11 protein-coding genes are annotated in these 18,376 nt (G+C 57.9%); 7 read left to right on the forward strand and 4 right to left on the reverse strand.

The annotated features are described in order from the left end of the window. From rapZ to NE562_RS10965, 5 genes are all read left to right on the forward strand, one after another. Nucleotides 1–858: an RNase adapter RapZ gene (gene rapZ, locus NE562_RS10945; protein WP_280962460.1), complete on the forward strand. Its 858-nt coding sequence runs from the start codon at nucleotides 1–3 to the stop codon at nucleotides 856–858. A gap of 33 nt (nucleotides 859–891) precedes the next feature. After that, nucleotides 892–1,800 carry a DNA-binding protein WhiA gene (whiA, locus tag NE562_RS10950; protein WP_280962461.1) on the forward strand — a complete coding sequence of 303 codons (909 nt, stop codon included), beginning with the start codon at nucleotides 892–894 and terminating at the stop codon, nucleotides 1,798–1,800. Next, the gene (locus NE562_RS10955) at nucleotides 1,801–5,316 is read left to right on the forward strand and encodes a DNA polymerase III subunit alpha (protein ID WP_280962462.1); all 3,516 of its coding nucleotides are present in this window, start codon (nucleotides 1,801–1,803) and stop codon (nucleotides 5,314–5,316) included. A 128-nt stretch (nucleotides 5,317–5,444) separates the two neighbouring features. Next, nucleotides 5,445–6,419, forward strand: a complete 975-nt coding sequence (gene pfkA, locus NE562_RS10960; protein WP_280962463.1) for a 6-phosphofructokinase — start codon at nucleotides 5,445–5,447, stop codon at nucleotides 6,417–6,419. Continuing rightward, nucleotides 6,419–7,135, forward strand: a complete 717-nt coding sequence (locus tag NE562_RS10965; protein ID WP_280962464.1) for an SDR family NAD(P)-dependent oxidoreductase — start codon at nucleotides 6,419–6,421, stop codon at nucleotides 7,133–7,135. Before pfkA ends, NE562_RS10965 begins: the two co-directional genes overlap by 1 nt. Nucleotides 7,136–7,264: 129 nt before the next feature. Here NE562_RS10965 and NE562_RS10970 read toward each other — a convergent pair whose 3' ends face one another. Together NE562_RS10970 and NE562_RS10975 are read right to left on the reverse strand one after the other, a co-directional pair. Then, on the reverse strand, nucleotides 7,265–8,896 hold the full coding sequence (locus NE562_RS10970) for a BCCT family transporter (protein WP_280962465.1): 1,632 nt from the start codon (nucleotides 8,894–8,896) through the stop codon (nucleotides 7,265–7,267). Between the two features lie 43 nt (nucleotides 8,897–8,939). Then, the gene (locus tag NE562_RS10975; protein WP_280962466.1) at nucleotides 8,940–9,854 is read right to left on the reverse strand and encodes a sugar phosphate isomerase/epimerase family protein; all 915 of its coding nucleotides are present in this window, start codon (nucleotides 9,852–9,854) and stop codon (nucleotides 8,940–8,942) included. On the opposite strand from NE562_RS10975, the gene NE562_RS10980 reads away from it, so the two are divergent. Next, nucleotides 9,853–10,233, forward strand: coding sequence for a hypothetical protein (locus tag NE562_RS10980; RefSeq protein WP_280962467.1), 381 nt, complete (start codon nucleotides 9,853–9,855; stop codon nucleotides 10,231–10,233). The two genes, NE562_RS10975 and NE562_RS10980, sit on opposite strands and share 2 nt — an antisense overlap. A gap of 77 nt (nucleotides 10,234–10,310) precedes the next feature. On the opposite strand, the gene NE562_RS10985 is transcribed toward NE562_RS10980, so the two are convergent. Further along, nucleotides 10,311–12,041: a sigma-54 interaction domain-containing protein gene (locus tag NE562_RS10985; RefSeq protein ID WP_280962468.1), complete on the reverse strand. Its 1,731-nt coding sequence runs from the start codon at nucleotides 12,039–12,041 to the stop codon at nucleotides 10,311–10,313. 425 nt (nucleotides 12,042–12,466) lie between these two features. Between NE562_RS10985 and NE562_RS10990 the strand changes: the two genes are divergently transcribed. Further along, nucleotides 12,467–15,277: an S-layer homology domain-containing protein gene (locus NE562_RS10990; RefSeq protein ID WP_280962469.1), complete on the forward strand. Its 2,811-nt coding sequence runs from the start codon at nucleotides 12,467–12,469 to the stop codon at nucleotides 15,275–15,277. A 103-nt stretch (nucleotides 15,278–15,380) separates the two neighbouring features. Here NE562_RS10990 and NE562_RS10995 read toward each other — a convergent pair whose 3' ends face one another. After that, nucleotides 15,381–18,368: a phosphodiester glycosidase family protein gene (locus tag NE562_RS10995; protein WP_280962470.1), complete on the reverse strand. Its 2,988-nt coding sequence runs from the start codon at nucleotides 18,366–18,368 to the stop codon at nucleotides 15,381–15,383. Between the last annotated feature and the right edge of the window lie 8 nt (nucleotides 18,369–18,376).

Consider the following 18,376-nt stretch of genomic DNA (forward strand, 5'->3'; position numbering starts at 1 on the left):
ATGTATTTTTTAATCGTTTCGGGTATGTCGGGCGCGGGCAAGAGCCGCGCGGCGGCCTCGCTGGAGGATCTGGGTTATTACTGCGTGGATAACCTGCCGATCGCGCTCATTCCGCGTTTTGCGGAGATATGCCTTGCCGCGACCGAGCGGTACGAGCGGGTCGCGCTCGTGACCGATGTGCGCACGGGCGGCGATTTTCAGCAGCTTTTTGATTCGCTCGATTCTATCCGCGACATGGGCTGCGAATATCGCATCCTGTTTCTGGATACCGACACGCAGATGCTGATCCGCCGCTTCAAGGAGACCCGGCGCAAGCATCCGCTGATGGATAAGGGCATCAGTATGACCGCGGCGATAGAAAAAGAGCGCGAAATGCTTTCCGTGCTGCGCAATCGTGCGGATTTTGTCGTGGATACCACGAATTTGTCGGCCGCGGGACTGCGCGAACGCCTGCTCTCGCTCTTTTCCGGGGCGGACAATATGGGCGCGCTTGAGGTCATCGTGCAGTCCTTCGGCTTTAAATACGGCATTCCGGCTGAATCCGATCTGGTGTTTGATGTACGCTTTCTGCCCAACCCCTATTATGAAATGAGCTTGCGCGAAAAAAACGGCACCGATCCCGATGTACGCGATTATGTGTTTCAAGGCGGCACGGCGGACGCTCTGATGAGCCACCTGACCAGCCTGATCGACTTTTTGCTGCCGCGTTATGTGTCGGAAGGCAAAACCAGCGTGGTGATCGGCATCGGCTGCACGGGCGGCAAGCACCGCTCGGTCGCGATCGCCGAAGCGCTCAGCAACCATATCCGGGGCAGGGATTACGGGGTCGTCACCATGCACCGGGACTATCAGCGCTAATCGCTTTTTCGCATATAGAAGGAGAAACACCCAATGTCCTTTTCCGCTTTCGTCAAAACAGAGGCGTGCCGCGCGCCGATGCAGCGCGCCTGCTGTATCCGCGCGGAGGCATACGGCATGCTGCTCAACGCCTCCGTTTTTTCACATAAGCTGATTCGTCTGTCGACCGAGAACCGGGAAGTCGCGCGCCGCATCCGCGCGTTGCTCGATCGCGCCTTTTCCATCGAGGCGGAGCCGGTGCAGGCCGGCAAGAAACAACAGTTCATTCTGACCGATCCGGAGATAATCGGGCGTATCTTTGAAACGCTTGGGTATGATATCAAAAACCATGTGGCCTATCACCTGAACCGCAATGTGCTGGAAAGCGATTGCTGTCTGGCCGCGTTCCTGCGCGGCGCGTTTTTGATGGCGGGTACGGTGGCCGGGCCGGATAAAAAAAGCCATTTGGAGCTGACCACCTCGCATGCAAGCCTTGCGGGCGAGCAGATGAGCCTGCTGCTCGATCTGCACCTGTTTCCCAAGCAGACCGAGCGAAGGAGCGTGCATGTGCTGTATTTCAAGGACGGCGCGAGCGTGGAGGATTTTTTAACGACGATCGGCGCGCCGCAATCCGCCATGGAGCTGATGGAAGCAAAGGTGGAAAAAAACCTGCGCAACACGATCAACCGTCAGGTAAACTGCGAGACCGCCAACCTGATGAAGACGACCGGCGCGTCCGCCCGGCAGGTGGCGGCGATCACAGCGGCGCTGAACAGCCACGGAGATACTTTTTTTCCGGAAAACCTGCGCGAGACCGTGCGGCTGCGGCTTCAGTATCCGGCTGACAGCCTGTCCGAGCTTGCCGCGCGGTTCGATCCGCCCATCTCCAAGCCCGGCCTTAGCCACCGCCTGAAGAAAATCACCGAACGCGCGCTGGAGTGTACGCTCAGGGAGGAAGCATAAATGGAACCCTTTGCCCATCTGCATGTCCATAGTGAGTATAGCCTGCTGGACGGCGCGTGCCGCATCGAGCAGCTCGTCGACCGCGTGGCCGATTTGGGGCAGACCTCGGTCGCCTTGACCGACCACGGCGTGATGTACGGCGTGATCGATTTTTATAAGGCTTGTAAAGCCAAGGGCATCCATCCGGTCATCGGGTGCGAGGTGTATGTCGCCCCGCGCTCTCGGCTGGAACGGAGCTATGTCGGCAGCGAGTGGCACAGCCACCTGATTCTGCTGTGCGAAAATATGACGGGCTACCGCAACCTGATCCATATGGTAAGCCTTGGTTTTTCCGAGGGCTTCTATATGAAGCCCCGTATCGATATGGAGCTGCTGCGCGAGCACAGCGAGGGGCTGATCTGCCTTTCGGCCTGCCTCGCGGGCGCGATCCCGCGCGCGCTGTCGGACGGCGACATCGACGGCGCTTACGAGCTGTGTGAGAAGTTTCTCACGATCTTTGACCGCGAGCATTTTTATCTGGAAATTCAGGACCACGGCATCGAAGCGCAAAGCCGCGTCAACGCCGGTCTGTTTAAGCTGGCGGAGGAACTCGAACTGGGGCTGGTCGCCACGAACGACGCGCACTATCTCACCCGAAAGGACGCCAAGCTGCAGGATGTGCTGATGAGCATCCAGATGGGTAAGACGGTGGACGACCCGACCCGCATGAAGTTTGAGACCGAGGAGTTTTACATCAAGGACGCGGACGAAATGGCCGCCCTGTTTCCCGAGCATCCGGAGGCGCTCGCGAACACCGTCAAGATCGCGGAGCGCTGCCATGTGGATTTTGAATTCGGCAAATACCACCTGCCCGAATTCGACGTGCCGGAAGGCTATACGGCGCTCCAGTACCTGCAAAAGCTATGCGACGAAGGCTTTGCGGAGCGTTACCCGGAGGACGACGGCACGGTGCGCGAGCGCCTGCAATACGAGATCGATATGATCGCGCAAATGGGCTTTGTCGATTACTTCCTGATCGTTTCGGATTTTATCGGCTATGCCAAGCGAAACGGCATTCCGGTCGGCCCCGGGCGCGGCTCGGCCGCGGGGTCGATCGTGTCCTACTGCCTCGCCATTACCGATCTGGACCCCATCCACTATTCGCTTTATTTTGAACGCTTTTTAAATCCCGAACGCGTGTCCATGCCCGATATCGACGTGGACTTCTGCTATGTCCGCCGGCCCGAGGTCATCGAGTATGTCACTAATAAATACGGCAAGGATCGCGTGGCGCAGATTGTCACCTTCGGCACAATGGCCGCGCGCGGCGCGATCCGCGACGTGGGCCGCGCGCTCAACATACCTTATAACGACGTGGACGCCGTTGCCAAGCAGGTGCCGAACGAACTGCACATCACGATTGAAAAGGCTCTCCGCGTTAATAAAGAACTAAAAAAGATGCACGACGAAAATCCGACCGTGCGCGAGCTGATCGACACCGCGCAGGCGCTGGAAGGCATGCCGCGGCACGCTTCCACCCATGCGGCGGGCGTGGTCATCACCAAGGACCCGGTGGATACCTATGTGCCGCTCGCCAGAAACGACGAGCAGATGGTCACCCAGTTCTCCATGACCACGCTGGAAGAGCTCGGCTTGCTCAAGATGGACTTTTTGGGCCTGCGCAACCTGACCGTCATCGCGGACGCGGAGAAAATGATACGCCGCCACACGCCGGAGTTTTCCATGGAGAAGGCCTCCACCGAGGATGAGGAGACCTATGCCATGCTGGCTCACGGTTCGACCATGGGTGTGTTCCAGCTGGAAAGCGCGGGCATCACCAACGTTGTAACCGGCCTGCGTCCGCAATCGATCGAAGATATCACCGCGGTCGTGGCGCTCTACCGCCCGGGACCGATGCAGTCTATTCCGCGCTACATCGAATGCAAGCACCATCCGGAAAAAGTCGTGTACAAGCACCCGATGCTGGAACCTATCCTAAAGGTCACCTACGGCTGCATGGTGTATCAGGAACAGGTTATGGAAGTGTTCCGCCAGCTCGCGGGCTATTCGCTCGGCAAGGCGGATATGGTGCGCCGCGCGATGAGCAAGAAAAAGATGAAGGAGCTCGCCAAGGAGCGCGTCACCTTTATAAGCGGCAGCGAGGAGGAGGGCATCGACGGCGCGGTCAAGCGCGGCGTGCCCGAAAACATAGCCGCCTCGATTTTCGACGAGATCATGGATTTCGCCAACTATGCGTTCAATAAGGCGCACGCGGTGTGCTACGCGGTGGTATCGTACCGCACGGCCTACCTCAAGTGTCATTATCCGCGCGAATATATGGCGGCGCTTTTAACTTCGGTGCTCGATTGGTCGGAAAAAATCTCCGAATACATCGCTTCCACGCGGGAAATGGGTATCGCGGTGCTGCCGCCCGATGTGAACGAATCCTTTGACGGATTTTCCGTTTCGGGTGAAAATATCCGTTTTGGTCTGGCCGCCGTCAAGGGAGTGGGACGCGGTTTTATGAAGCAGCTTGTGGCCGAGCGGGAGCAGCACGGCCTGTTTCTCTCGTTCCAGCAATTCTGCGAGCGCATGTTCGACCGTGAATTAAACCGCCGCGCGGTGGAAAGCCTGATAAAAGCCGGCGCGTTCGATTCTTTAGGCTATCGCCGCAGCCAGTTGCTGCAAATCGCCAACTTGGTACTGGACGCGGTCTCGCAGGCGCGCAAGCGCAATATCGAAGGGCAGATGGATTTGTTCGGCATGGGCAACGAATCGGTGCAGGACAGTGAGATCGCTCTGCCCGATATTCAGGAGGCATCCAAGCGCGAGCTGCTCGCCATGGAAAAGGAGACCACGGGCCTTTATCTATCCGGCCACCCGATGGACGAATACGGCGATCTGGCGCGGGCGGCAAACGCCGCCTCCATCCGCGCCATCATCGACGATCTGTCGGGCGAGGTCGAGGCCCCGGTCTATAAGGACGGTATGACCGTGCGTCTGGCCTGCGTTATCACTTCGGTTCGGCTGAAATCGACGCGTAACGGCTCCATGATGGCCTATGTCATGGCGGAGGACGAATCGGCCGCGATCGAGTTGGTCGTGTTTCCGCGTTCGCTCCAACAGTGCGGTTCGTATTTGACGGAGGATAGCGCCGTACTGCTCACCGGCAAGATCGACGCGCGCGAAGACGAAGCGCCCAAGGTGCTGCTCAACGAAGCGCAACCCTTGACGGTCGAGGCGGTGGATTCCACGCATTCGCGTGAAAAGCCGCAGGAATCGGTATTTACACCGCGGCAGGCAGCGCAAAAAGCGCCGCAGAAGCTGTATATCCGCGTGCCGGACATGGCGTGCGACGCATGCGGCCGAATCAAAAGTATTTTGGCCGGCCACGCGGGCGAAACGCCGGTGGTGTTCTGTCCGGCGGATACGGGAAAGCGGATGCTGGCGCCCCGCACGCTCTGGTGCGCGGCAGGCATCCCGCTGCTGACCGAGCTGCGCGCCGTCATCGGCGAAGAAAACGTAGCGATGAAGTAAGAAAGGCTGCCGCGGCTTGCTAAGAAATGGCTGCCGGGGAACAATAGCCCTTTACTCATACGGGGCAAAGATGATATAATAATCACAAATATTAGTTTTGAATGATTTCGGACAGGGGAGGCTCCTTTATGGACAAGCAAATTCGCCGGATCGGCGTACTCACAAGCGGCGGTGACGCGCCCGGTATGAACGCATTGATCCGTGCGGTCGTCCGTACCGCTTCGGCGCATGACATCTCGGTGCTCGGCGTGCGTCGCGGCTACAGCGGCCTGATCAACGGAGACATTATTGAAATGGGTTCCCGCAGCGTGGACGGCATCATCCGCAAGGGCGGCACCATGCTGTACACGGCCCGCTGCAAGGAAATGATGACCGACGAAGGGCTGCAAAAGGCGGCGGATACCTGTAAATACCTCGGGATAGACGGCCTGATCTGCTGCGGCGGCGACGGCACCTTCCGCGGCGCGCAGGCGCTTTCCCGCATGGGCGTGCCCTGCATCGGCGTGCCCGGCACGATCGATAACGATATCGTCTGCACCGATTACACCATCGGCTTCGATACCGCGTGCAACACCGCGATCGAATGCATCGATAAGCTGCGCGATACCATGCAGTCTCATGAACGCTGCTCGGTCGTCGAGGTCATGGGCCGCCGCGCGGGCCATCTGGCGCTGCACGTTGGCTGCGCGGTCGGCGCTACCGCCATCCTGCTGCCCGAGCGTGAGATCGACTTCGACACCGAGCTGGTCGAAAAAATGCGTGTCGGGCGTATCAAGGGCCGTAACCACCACATTATCATCGTGGCGGAGGGCTACGGTTCCGCGCAGGAGGTGGCCGACCGTATCCACGAATCGACCGGTATCGATACGCGCGTGACCATTCTGGGTCATATCCAGCGCGGCGGCTCGCCCACGGCGCGCGACCGCGTCATGGCCACCCGCATGGGATACGAGGCCGTTATGGCGCTTGAGGCGGGTAAGACCAACCGCGTCATCGTGTTTGACGACAACCGCGTGACCGATCTGGATATCGAGGAAGGACTTGCGCGGCAGAAGGATCTGGAACAGGATCTGTTCCTTGCCCAGCAAACGGTCGCGATCTGATGGCTGGAAGCGTACTCATTACCGGAGGCACGCGCGGCATAGGCCGCGCCGCCGTCAAGGCATTTGCGCGCGCCGGTTGGCGCGTGGCCTTTACCTACCGCGAAAACCGCGCGGCGGCAGCGTCGCTCCTCGAGGAGTTCTCGCACGCCGTCGCGCTCGCGGGCGATGTTTCCCATCGGGATGAAGCAGAGCGCTGCGTCGCGGAAGCGCGCGTTTGCCTCGGCCCGCTGGATGCACTGGTGTGCAACGCGGGCATCGCCCAACAAAAAATGTTTTGCGACCTGACAAATGACGATTGGGATCGTATGCTCGGCGTCAATCTCATGGGCGCGGTGCATTTCATCCGCGCAGTGCTGCCCGATCTGATCCATAAAAAGCGCGGCAGCATCGTCACCGTGTCCTCTGTCTGGGGTATCGAGGGCGCTTCCTGCGAAAGCCACTATGCGGCGAGCAAGGCCGCGCTGATCGGCCTTTCGCGCTCGCTTGCCGCGGAATTGGGGCCGAGCGGTATCCGCGTCAACTGCGTCGCGCCCGGCGTGATCGATACCGAGATGAACGCCGCCCACACGGAGGATACCATCCGCACCCTCGCGGAGCAAACGCCCCTTGGCCGCATGGGCACGGCAGAGGAGGTCGCGCAGACCATCCTGTTCCTCTGTTCGGACAGCGCCTCCTTCATCACCGGCCAGACCATCGGCGTGACCGGCGGATTTTGAAGCAGGCGGAATACATAGAAAAACAACCTACAAGCGACCGAAGGGCCGGGAATCTATCTTAGATTCCCGGCCCTTCGGCGGGGTATATAGAGGTATGTATGGGCAATTTTTGCTGCGGGACCTGAAGGCTTACTTGCTCGCGGAATCTTTCCGCGCCGCGTCCGCCGGTCTGCGTTTGAACACGCGCCCTTCGTACAGGGCCGCCTTATGCTCCGGCGGCAAGCCCTCAATTTCTTGGTCCAGCTTTCCGCTGCACATTTTACCAAGCCCGCAGATGACGCAAAGCGTGACGATGAAGATGGGCAGGCCGAAGATAACGGACATAAACTGCAGCGCGCCGGTGCCGACCGCGCCGAGGCAGAACAAGCACAAAAAGGTATCCACGCCGACCAGCGCGCCCCAGATGATCTTCATGGCCATAGGCGCTTCCTCGTCTTCCTGCTTGCGCGAGGTTTTGATGGTCATTTTGGCCAACGTGCCGGTCATGGCGTCGGCGAGGGTGATGAAGCCGAAAAACAGCGCCGCAACGACCAAGGGGATCATGATTCCGCTGAGCGGCATGTGTTTGAGCAGCGCATAGTTTGCAATCGGTATGCCGCCGGCGGCGATTTCTTCGCCCAGATTCGCGCCTCGAAACGCGTCCAGAAAGATGGCGTTCCCGCCGAACGCGACAAACCAGATCAGGTTGAAAACCCCGGGGCCGAGCACGTTGACCAGCAGGAAGCGCCGCCAAGTGTAGCCCACGGCGACCTTGCCCTGAAAAACGCCCATCAGCGGCGCATAGGCCATGATCCACGCGACGTAAAACACGGTGTTGTTGGAGATCCAGCCGTTTCCCACGTTAAATGAATCCGTTGCCGTGATGTTGGGGATGAATCTGGTGAATACCTCGCCGATCACCTGCGTCATGATCTTGCATTCAAACACCGTCGGCCCGGCGATAAATAAGAACGCGATCACGACCAGATAAATCCACGCGTTTGCATTGCTGATGATGGCCATGCCCTTTTTTACCCCGCGAAGCGAGGACATGGTAAAGGAACAGATGACCACCACAAGGGTAATGATATAAACAAGGTTGGAGGGGGAAATGCCAAACACATAGTTCAGGCCGGAAGCGAACTGCTGCACGCCGAGGCCAAGGGAGGTGACCATGCCGCCGACCAGCCCCAGCAGGGCGATCACGTCAAATACCTTGCCGATTGGCCCGAAGGCTTTGTCCTTGATGATCGGATACAGCGCCGAGGAGGGGCGCGGCGGCAGCTTGTGGTTCATCACCATATAGCCGCAGATGAAGCCCCAGAAGGCGTACATGGCATAATAGATAAAGCTCCAATGAAACACCGATTGGGATAGCGCGCGTACCGCGGTGTCCATGGTTTCGGGCGCCATGTTCCACCATGCGGGCGGATTGTGGAAATAGCCGATCGGTTCGCCCACGGCATAGAATACCACGGCGGTGGCGGTACCGGCGCAGGTGACCATGGCGCACCAAGAAAACATGCCGTGCTTGATCTTAGCGTCCGGGCCGCCCACCTTTTTGCTGCCTACCGGCGTCAGGCAAACGACAAAGCACAGGATCAGAATGAGCGCCGTGATGAGCATCATGAACCAGCCGGTGGAATCGGTAACGGCGTTATACAGACCGGTCATGATATGGACGAAGGATTCGTTGAACAAGAAGCCATAGAGGATGAGGGCTAGCAAAATGCCCGCGCCCGGGTAAAAGATGATCGAGTTGATCTTGAACTTTTTTTTCATGTTATTTCAGCTCCCCCTATATGGGCGTTTCACCTCCTATTCCTTACCGTCCGCTTAGGCCCAAGCCCAGCTCCTCGCGCAAATACCGGATGCTGTCGATGCAGAACTGGACCTCCTTTTCCTGCGCGATATCCAGCGGTTCTCCGGCGCTGGGATATTCGACTTCAAAGGTGATGCGGTCGAAGAAAGCGGGGGAGAGATCCTTGAGCGTTTGCAGCGTCTTTTTACAGTCGATATCGCCCTGTCCCAGCGCGACGCCTAGAAAATGCGCGCCCTGATCGTCCCGCACCAGCTTGTTATCACAGAAGTGGCAGTTGAACGCGTAAGGCGCCAAACGCTCAACAGCGTATTGTGGGTTCTCCAAAACAGAAACCGAGTTAATGGTATCCACACAGGCGCCGACCAGAGGATGATGGAGCTGCTCGATCACCCAAACGATCTCATCGGCGAAGGTCTCGGTGTGGTTCTCGATCGCCAAACGAATGCCGGTGCGTTCATATTCGGGCAACGCCTCTTTGATCTGATCGACGACGTCGCAGAGCTGCCGCATCACGGCGGGATGCATACAACTGCCGTATAGCGGCGTGGGGCGACGGATATCCAAACTGAACTTGACCAGATCCGCGCCAATCGCCTCCGCGACCAGACAGGCGCTCTCGAAGGTTTCGTTGAGGCGGGGATCGAACTCCTCATCCAGTGAGCAGTTGAATTCCATGTATAGGCCGTGATCCTCGGCGGCTTGCTTGATCCTAGCCAAGTTTTCCGGATCGTGTTCGACCAGATCACAGTTCGTCACATGCAAGCCGTCCAGCTTCCACTCCACAGCCAGATCCATGAGCTGAAATATGTTGATTCTTTGTTCGCGTTGCTCGCCCACAAACCCCCAGTTTTGACCTAAGCCGTTCAGGTGCAGGGTGTAAGTGTGCATACCCAGCTTCATTTTTCGATCGTTGTACATGGTCTTACCTCCTAAAATGATTTCTGCCCCGGCGGGACATTTGTTTTGTGGGCCGCCTGTATGCGGTCAGCTTGATATAAAGATAAAAAGCAATATTCCGTGCCAGCGCCGCTTTTCTCATCACGCTTTTCATATTTCAGCAGGTTGCATAAAAAAAGTCTGCTTCGCTGTGGTTTTTGATATTTTAAATTGTGCAAATCAGATAGAAACCGCTGAAAGCGGCTTAGTGGACATGATGACCGGCCTTGCAGAACAGATAAAAGCGCAACCATATTTGCACCTGTACGACGGAAATAGGTGCAAATATGGTTGCGCTTTTCAAAACAGAAGAAAAGATGAAATAACCTTATTTTTTATGATATCTACAATCGCCTATTGATCGAAATGCTTCAAAACTAGGATTTTCAAAAGCGGCTCGGCGCGTGAAAATATATTTGCAGAGCAAATATATTTGCGTTAATCCGCCCGCGGTTTGGCGCTGAGGATGTCCTCCAAGACCAGTCCGTTGCGCTTCATTCTATGTTGCAGGTTCTGGCGGCTGATGCCCAGTTGGCGGGCGGCCCGTGAGATATTCCCCTTATTTCTTTGTATGGCGCTGGTTAAAATGCAGCGTTCCACATTGGAAAGAACCTGTTCCAGCATACCATCGTCCGCGGTTTCCAGCGCCAACCGCTGATAGCCGCATACGCTTTGGATATGCTCGGGCAGGTACTCTTTCCGGATCACCGTTTCCTCATAGGGGAGCAGGTTCATGGCGTGCTCGATGCAGTGCTGCAACTCCCGTACATTGCCCGGCCAGTTGTAGGCGCAAAAGATGGCGAGCACCTCTTCGTCCACGTCGGACACGCTTTTAGACAGCTTTTTGTTCATTTGCTGAAAAAAGGAACGGATCAGGATCGGGATATCCTCCTTGCGCCGGCGCAGCGCAGGGATGCTGATGTTGACCACGCCAAGGCGATAGAACACATCCTGACGGAGCGCGTTTTCCGCGATCGCCTGATAAGGCGGCACATTGATGTTGGACAGCACCCGCACATCAACGTGCTTTTCCTCCGTCCCGCCCACGCGGCGCACCACGCCGTCCTGCAGCACGCGCAGCAGCTTGGCTTGCAGCGTCATGCTCATGGAATTCAGTTCATCCAGCAGCAGCGTTCCGCCATTGGCCTGTTCAAACAGACCGGGGCGGCGTTCCGCTCCGGTATAGGCCCCTTTTTCGGTGCCAAACAGCATGGATTCCAGCAGGTTTTCCGGTATGGCGGCGCAGTTGATGGCTAAAAAAGGTCCGTCGGCCCGGTTGCTCGCGTTGTGAATGCTCTGCGCCACCAGCTCTTTACCGGTCCCGGTCTCACCGTAGAGCATGACCGAAGAATCAGACCGGGCAATCATTTTGCACCGCTCTATCATTTCTTTCATGAGAGCGCTCTGGCAAATAATATCGTCAAAATGAAATTTTGCGCTTAAGCCGCTTTTTTGCGGCTTTTTCGCGGCCGGATGCTTTTTGAGCAGACCTTCTTGCAGATCAATGATTTGTTGGCTCAATACCTCAATACGTGAAACGTCCGCCGTCATGCAAAACACGCCTAAGATCGCGCCTTCCTCAAAAATCGGGTAGCTGTTGCACATGATATCCAGCCGTTTGCCATGCAAGGTCGTATAGGCTTGCCGCCGGTCCTCAATGGGCTTTTTGTCCGCGATCACCACGGGAACGGTCAACTCATTGCCGTCGATACAGGTATACGCCTCATTGATATCCTTGCCGACGACGTTTTCAGGCACCAGTGATTCCATCCGCATCAGCGCGTCATTGACCAGCATGATCCGCTTTTTTTCATCGCACAACAAGATCGGCTCCCGGATCAGGTTCACAATGGTGCCCAGCATGCGGTGAGATACCTCGCTGGCCGCGTCACGAAAACAGATAAGCCGCGTGTGCGCGGGCAGGTCCACCCCCACGGGTGTAGGGCAGAGGGTCAGATATTTGGAAAATGCAATATTGATATATGTGCCCGGCAGCTGACGGGTCATATCGGGAAGAATTTCGGAAAGCGTTCGTCCCTTGAGCGCTCCCGCGTCGGCAAGGAGACAGTCTGCCGCTTCGTTGCTCTCCAGAATAATATCGTCGTTTGAAATGAGGACCGCACCTAAGCCGAATTGGGAGAGAAAACGCATCGCCTCAAGATATACCATCACTGCCTCCTTATCCATGATCGTTACGGGCCGTTCGTTTGGAATTACATTATTATATCATAAGATCGGCAAACGTACAGAAGATTGTGCAGGTGGCAAAATAAGAAAGCGCAGAAAAGGAGGCCCCCTGCCCCGGGGGGTATGTCCCGTCGAAAATCAAATTTTCTTGATTTTCGCGCTTTTGATCGAAGCGTTATGATATAATTATGAAAACATCGGCTGCCCATCGTGCGCGGGCAGCCGGTGCTTTATGTTTTTCTGAGCAAGCGGTGTTTCCGGAACGAAGGAGGGTAGAGAAGCCGAGTACAAATGCAAGAAAAAGTAATTATGTGGAGGCAAGGGGGTATACCCCCTTTGAACAGCTCTAGAAGAGCTGTTCAAAGGGCTCTGTTCCTCCGTCTACAAACAAGAAGGAGGATAAAAGTATGATACAAAAACGAATCAAGCGAGCGTCGGCTTATCTGCTCGTCATATGTCTGCTGTTTAGTTTCTTTCCGGTAAAGGCAACGGCGGTGGACGATCCGGATCAGGCGGGAAACAATACTTTGTTAAACAGTATCAATCAGAAGGGCGGTGCTGGCAGCGCGGAAATTGACCCTGCAACGGGACATGTGAAACTGTTGAGAGATGTACAATTACAGTCCTCTATTACAGTATTTCGGTATAGCGCAACACTGGATTTGAACGGATATAAATTGGCGCATGATACAAGTTATGCGATCTATGTAACGGGTGACTACCGCTTGTCGTTGCTGGACGCCAAAGGAACCGGCCAAGTAAAAGGCGGCGGCTCAACGTTTAAAGCGGTTTTGGTTCAGGCTGGCGCTGAATTAGTGGTCAATAACTGCACGATTTCCGGCGGGATCAATATCGATCAAAGATCGATACTTGAGGTGACCGGTCCTTTTCAGACCGATGCGTTTTTTGGACAGGGAACAATCCGCATCCACAATGGCCAGACGCTCGATCTGAGCGGCCTAGACGGATCGACGATGTCCTTCGGAGAGCGGCTGGTTGAGTTGGCGCCTCTTGGGGCGGGGGAGACATGGGATACCGCGACGCCGCTGATCAAGACGGGTCCTTATGTGCTGAAAGATGCTTTTATCATGGAAGATCCGCCGGAAGGATATTTTATGTCATATGCAGCACAAAGCGGACTTCAAACGTGGACGCTTACAAAGAAATTACCGGATTCCCTAAAAGTCTCGTACAGCCTGCCGGAGCATGTGTCCGCGTCAGAATTGCCATCCCAAGTTCCTTATGGCGGAACGCTTACCGTTGTGCTCCAGCCACAGGAGGGATACGCTGTTACAGAAGGGAACATCCATGTGTGGAACGCTGCGGATCTCACGGGAGCGGAGCTGCCGAAGCAGTATGATCCAAACACGCGCACGCTGACCGTGGAGCAAGTAAAGACTGATTTGAAAATCCGGATTTTGGAGAAGATCCAGCTCACCTATGATACGGACCCTGCCGGCGGAACGCTTACCGTGATCGGTATTAACGGCGCACCGATCGCCGCTGATAAGCTGGTGGCTCCGAATGCCCAAATTAGGATCACCGCTACGCCGGATGAGGGATACGCTCTGGCCTCGCTTACGGTAAACGGCCAGCCGTTTGCGTCCAGCGATACATATACCGTGACCGAGCCGCTTGCGATCATAGCGGAGTTTGAAGTGTCCGAACAACCGCCGGCCTATCCCACGGTGCCCGATCAAAAAGTGAAGAGCGGCATGCTCTATGCGGGCTATCAGACACTGCTGTCGGCAACCGGCGGCGCGCCGCTCCACTGGAGCGTCAGCAACGAAGAAGGAAACCGTCTGCCTAACGGATTGCGCCTTGACCCGGCTACCGGCGCGCTCTCCGGTATGCCGGAGGAGAGCGGTACGTTCCTCTTCACCGTGACGGTTACAAACGCTGTCGGCTCCGCGAGCAAACAGCTCAGCATTCTGATCAATCAGCGCGATGTGCCTCCGGTCACCGGCGGCAGTTCGGGAACAAGCGGCGCCAAGGTGTCAGCCGTTACCGGAACGCCTACCGCAGACGATCCCAACCCACCCACAGTGGGGGAGGTGACGCCCACCGCCCGGGTGGATCAGGCTGGTAAAGTACGGGTGACGATCACCGACCGGGACATTCAAAACGCCATTGACAAAGCGCTCGCGCAGGCCAAGAAGGACGGCGCGCAGGAGAACGGCATCGCCGTGTCCATCGATCTTACCGGACTTAAAACCGTGTTTCACACCCTGCCGCTGACACTTTCCAAGACGGCCTACGGCAAGCTGGTGGACGCCGGGGTGCGGTACCTTTCCATCCGCACGCCGCAAATCTCGCTGACCATTGATTTGGCGGCCCTGCAAACCATTTATGACGCCGCGTCCGGCGACGTGACCATCGACGCGACCAAGGCCGAAAGCCTGCCGGAAGCGCTCCGGGACCGCCCGGCCTACGATCTCACCGCGACGAGCGGCGGCAAGCTTATTTCGTCCTTTGGCGGCAATGTGGACATCGCGCTGCCCTATACTCCGCAAAGCGGAGAGCGCAGCTCCGACCTGCGCATGGCCTGGGTAGAGACGGACGGGACGGTGCGGCATCTGGCCGGCTCCCAATATGACGGAAACGCCAAGGCTGTACTGGGGCAAACGAATCACTTTACCGTGTTCGGCATCACAGACTATCCGGAATTCACCGATATCAAGGGCCACTGGGCCGAGGACGATATCCTGTTCGTGGCAAGCCAAGGCCTATTGATTGGAACCGGCAAGACTGTTTTCACACCGGAGGGAACCATCACGCGCGGCATGTTCGTGACGGCGCTGTACCGGCTCGCGGGTTCGCCGCAAAGCGATTCCGCGGGCAAGGCTTTTGCCGATGTGTCCGCGAACGCTTACTACACGGACGCGGTGCGGTGGGCGGCGGCTCAAGGCATTGTTCGGGGCGGGAGCGATGGTCTGTTCCGGCCGGACGAGTCGGTCACACGCGAGCAGCTCGCGGTGATGCTTGATGGATACGCCGGGAAAATGGACTACACCGTTTCCGCAGTACAGGACGAAACCGCATACGCCGACGCCTCGCTTATCAGCGCATGGGCGCGGCAGGCGATAACGGAGATGCAGCGGGCAGGCATCATGCAAGGTAAGCCGGGCGGTAAGTTCGACCCGCAGGGTACCGCCACACGCGCCGAGGCCGCCGCCGTATTGCGCCGTTTTATCGAGACCGTTACAGACGGCCAATAAGTGCGACCGACATAGAGACAAACACAAAAGAGCGCCCGGATACGCAACATTCCGCGTATCCGGGCGCTCTTTCTAATGCAATATTACTTTACTTTGCTCCGGTTTACAGCACCGCGAGCACCTTGGCGATCTCGCCGCGGGTGATCTTGTTGTTGGGCCGCAGGGTGTTGTCCTCGTAGCCGCTGATGATACCGGCGGAAACGCAGATCTTTACCTGCTCGGCCGCCCAGCTGGGCACGGAGGAAGCGTCCTTATAGCCGAGGGAAGCCGCCGCGTAGCCGCGCGGCAGGCTGCGGCCGATCACAGTCATGACCTCGGCGCGGGTAATATCCGCGTTCGGTGAGAAATAGAGCTTGTCGCCCGATTTTTGGCCGCCCATGATGCCCGCCTTGGATACGGCGTATACCGCGCCGCGCGCCCAAGAGGGAATTTCGCCGTCGTCCGCGAAGTCCAGCTTGCCGCTGTACGAGGTGTCGAGGCCGAGCATGCGCGCCATCGATACCGCGAACTCCATGCGGCGCAGATTGCGGCCGGGATTGAAATAGTTCTTGCCGCCCGCAGTCTCGCCCTTCATTACGCCGGTCGTATACAGGAGGGAAGCGTAGCCCTTGGCCCAGTTGCCCTCCGTATCGGCAAAGGGATTCGACCCGCCGCTCGCGGTCACGGTAACCGACTTGCGCGAGCGGTTGCCCGCATCGTCCTGCGCTTCGATCGTCACGGTGTGCGTGCCGGCCGCGAGCGCGGCGGTGGTCACCGTCAGGGAGGAGCCGCTCATTTTGGCGGCGCCCGTGTTGACCTTGCCGTCCACCTTGACGATGATGTTTTCCGCGCGCACCGGGTATTTGCCGCTTTCCATGGTCGCCGAACCGGTAATCGTCGCGGCGGCGCCGCCCGATACGGTGAGCGAGGTCTTATCGACGGAAAGCTTCGGCGCGTCGGTGTTTGTAATCGCGTGGTGGTCGGTCGCAATAATCTGGTCGAGGTAAAGAACGGAATTTGCCGCGCCGTCGCCCGAGCGCTGCATGCGCAGTCCGGTAAACGTCTGCGCGCCCTCGGGGATCGTCGCGCTAAGCTGCTGCCACGAGCCGGTGGTCGCAGCGGATAGGGGAGCGGTGAGCTCGCCGCCGTCCGCGCCGGTGAACACCGCGAGAAGCGATTCCGCCGTGCCGGTGGAGCGCGCGTAGAGCGATAGATATTTCATGCCGCTCACGCTTACGCCGGACATGGACAGCGTCGCGGTGTCGACCCGGGTACCGTCAAACACGCCCATGAGCGATTTCTCGCCGCGCGCGACCTGCGTGTAATCCTCGGTAACCGAAAGGGCCACGCCCTCGGTCGCGGTAAACGGCTGCGCGGACTCAAAGTCCGCGATCTTCTGGCCCTTCTGCGGGTCGCCCATGCCGACGTTCACATCCACCGTTTTCTTGGTGTTGCCGTAGGCGCAGGTGAGCGTGCCGCTCGCCATGTTGGTGGACGCGGTGAACAGGCCGTTTTCATCCACCGTGCCCACGCCGCCCGTTACCGACCATGTGAAGGAAGAGTTGATGGAAGCCATCTTCTGGCCTTGGTGATAGGCGGTGCCGTCCAGCTGCATGGTCTTGCCGGGCTTTAAAGAGATCGAGGAGACCTCGCTTCCGTCGCTTTGCAGCGAAATGGAATTAACGTCGCCCGTGACGGAAACAGTCATGGACCCTTCAACGGTGCCGTTCGAGCCGATGATTGTGGCGTTGCCGGTCGTCATACCGGCGGTAAAGGTCTGCCCTTCAACCGTACCGAGCGAGTCGGAGACCGTATAGACAAGATCGGTCGGCGCGTTCGCCGGTCCGTAGGCCGAATCCGCGCCGCCCACGGCAAAATACGTGGAAGCGCCGGGCATCAAATAACGGTAGCTCGGCGAGAGCACCGCATGCGCGGTTACGCCGTCAAACACCGCGTTATTGACAAAGAAAATATAGTTGGCGCAGGAACGCTGCGACCCGTCCGAAGGCTTGGTCAAAAGCGTGGCCTCGCTCGTGCCGGGTTGCCGCAGCGCCATGGCGGACGAGCCGCCGCCATCCAGACAGATGACGCTGACGCAGCCGAGCTCGATCATCTCCTGTCCCAGTTCAGCCGCGGACAGTCCGACGCTGTGCGAGGATTGCAGGCCGTCGATCTCGTACAGGACGACCGTGCCGTCCGCCTTGACGCCGACCGCGCTGCGCGCCGTTTTGGAGGAAGCCGCGTCGATGCCGGAGGTGGTGACCGTGCCGTTTTCAACCAGCAGCTTGCCGCCCACGGCGTACTGTACGTCGCTCCATGATTTATCCGCCGAATATACGTTCAGCGTCACTTCCTCGCCCACCGGGAAATCGACCCAGCTCGGCACCTTGGCGCCGTCCGATTTGGTCAGCACCATCTGGTTTTCCGTAATGGTGAGCGGGGTGGAGCCCGTGCCCTTGTTGATGACCTTCATCTTGACCGAACCGTTTACCTGCACCGGCGTATCGTCCACGCGCTCCAAAATGATATTGGTGCCGTTCGCGGAAAAATGCGTGGAATCATCGTAATTATGGTCCAGCAGGTACGCGCCCGCCGTAGTGCGCGTTTTATTAAAATAGGAGACCGAGACCGTGCCGCTCGCGCCGGTGATCTTCATATCCATGGTCGGCCTGCCGGTGACGGCGGAGCCGTCCTCCTTAAAGCCGACGGCGTACTGCCACGCATCGGAGGAGATCAGCTCGCCTTCGTCGATGACAAGGCCGATCGGAATGCCGCTCGACATGACGAAGAAGTCGGCGTTCGTTCCGCCGATCACGCGCTGTCCTTGGTTCTCCAAGTACTTCACCGCGTTCATGATGGTGGCGTTGCTGCCGTATAGCTGTTCATCGGCGTAAACGATCAGCGGAGATACCGTGCCGTTCGGCTCGTAGGTCAGAATATTGGCTTTTTGCAGGCCGGAGGCGTTCTTGCCCTCGGTTCTGGTGTAGGTCAGCCCTTCACCGACCGGATAGGAATAGGAAAAGCCGCTCGAGAACGCCGCGCCCGCCGTGCTCAGCAGGGTTAGGCTCAGCGCGAGCGCCAGCGCGCGGATGGATCTGCGAAAGTGTTTCATGGTTCTCC

It is taken from the genome of Butyricicoccus faecihominis (genome assembly GCF_024462775.1).
Lineage (GTDB): Bacteria > Bacillota > Clostridia > Oscillospirales > Butyricicoccaceae > Agathobaculum > Agathobaculum faecihominis_A.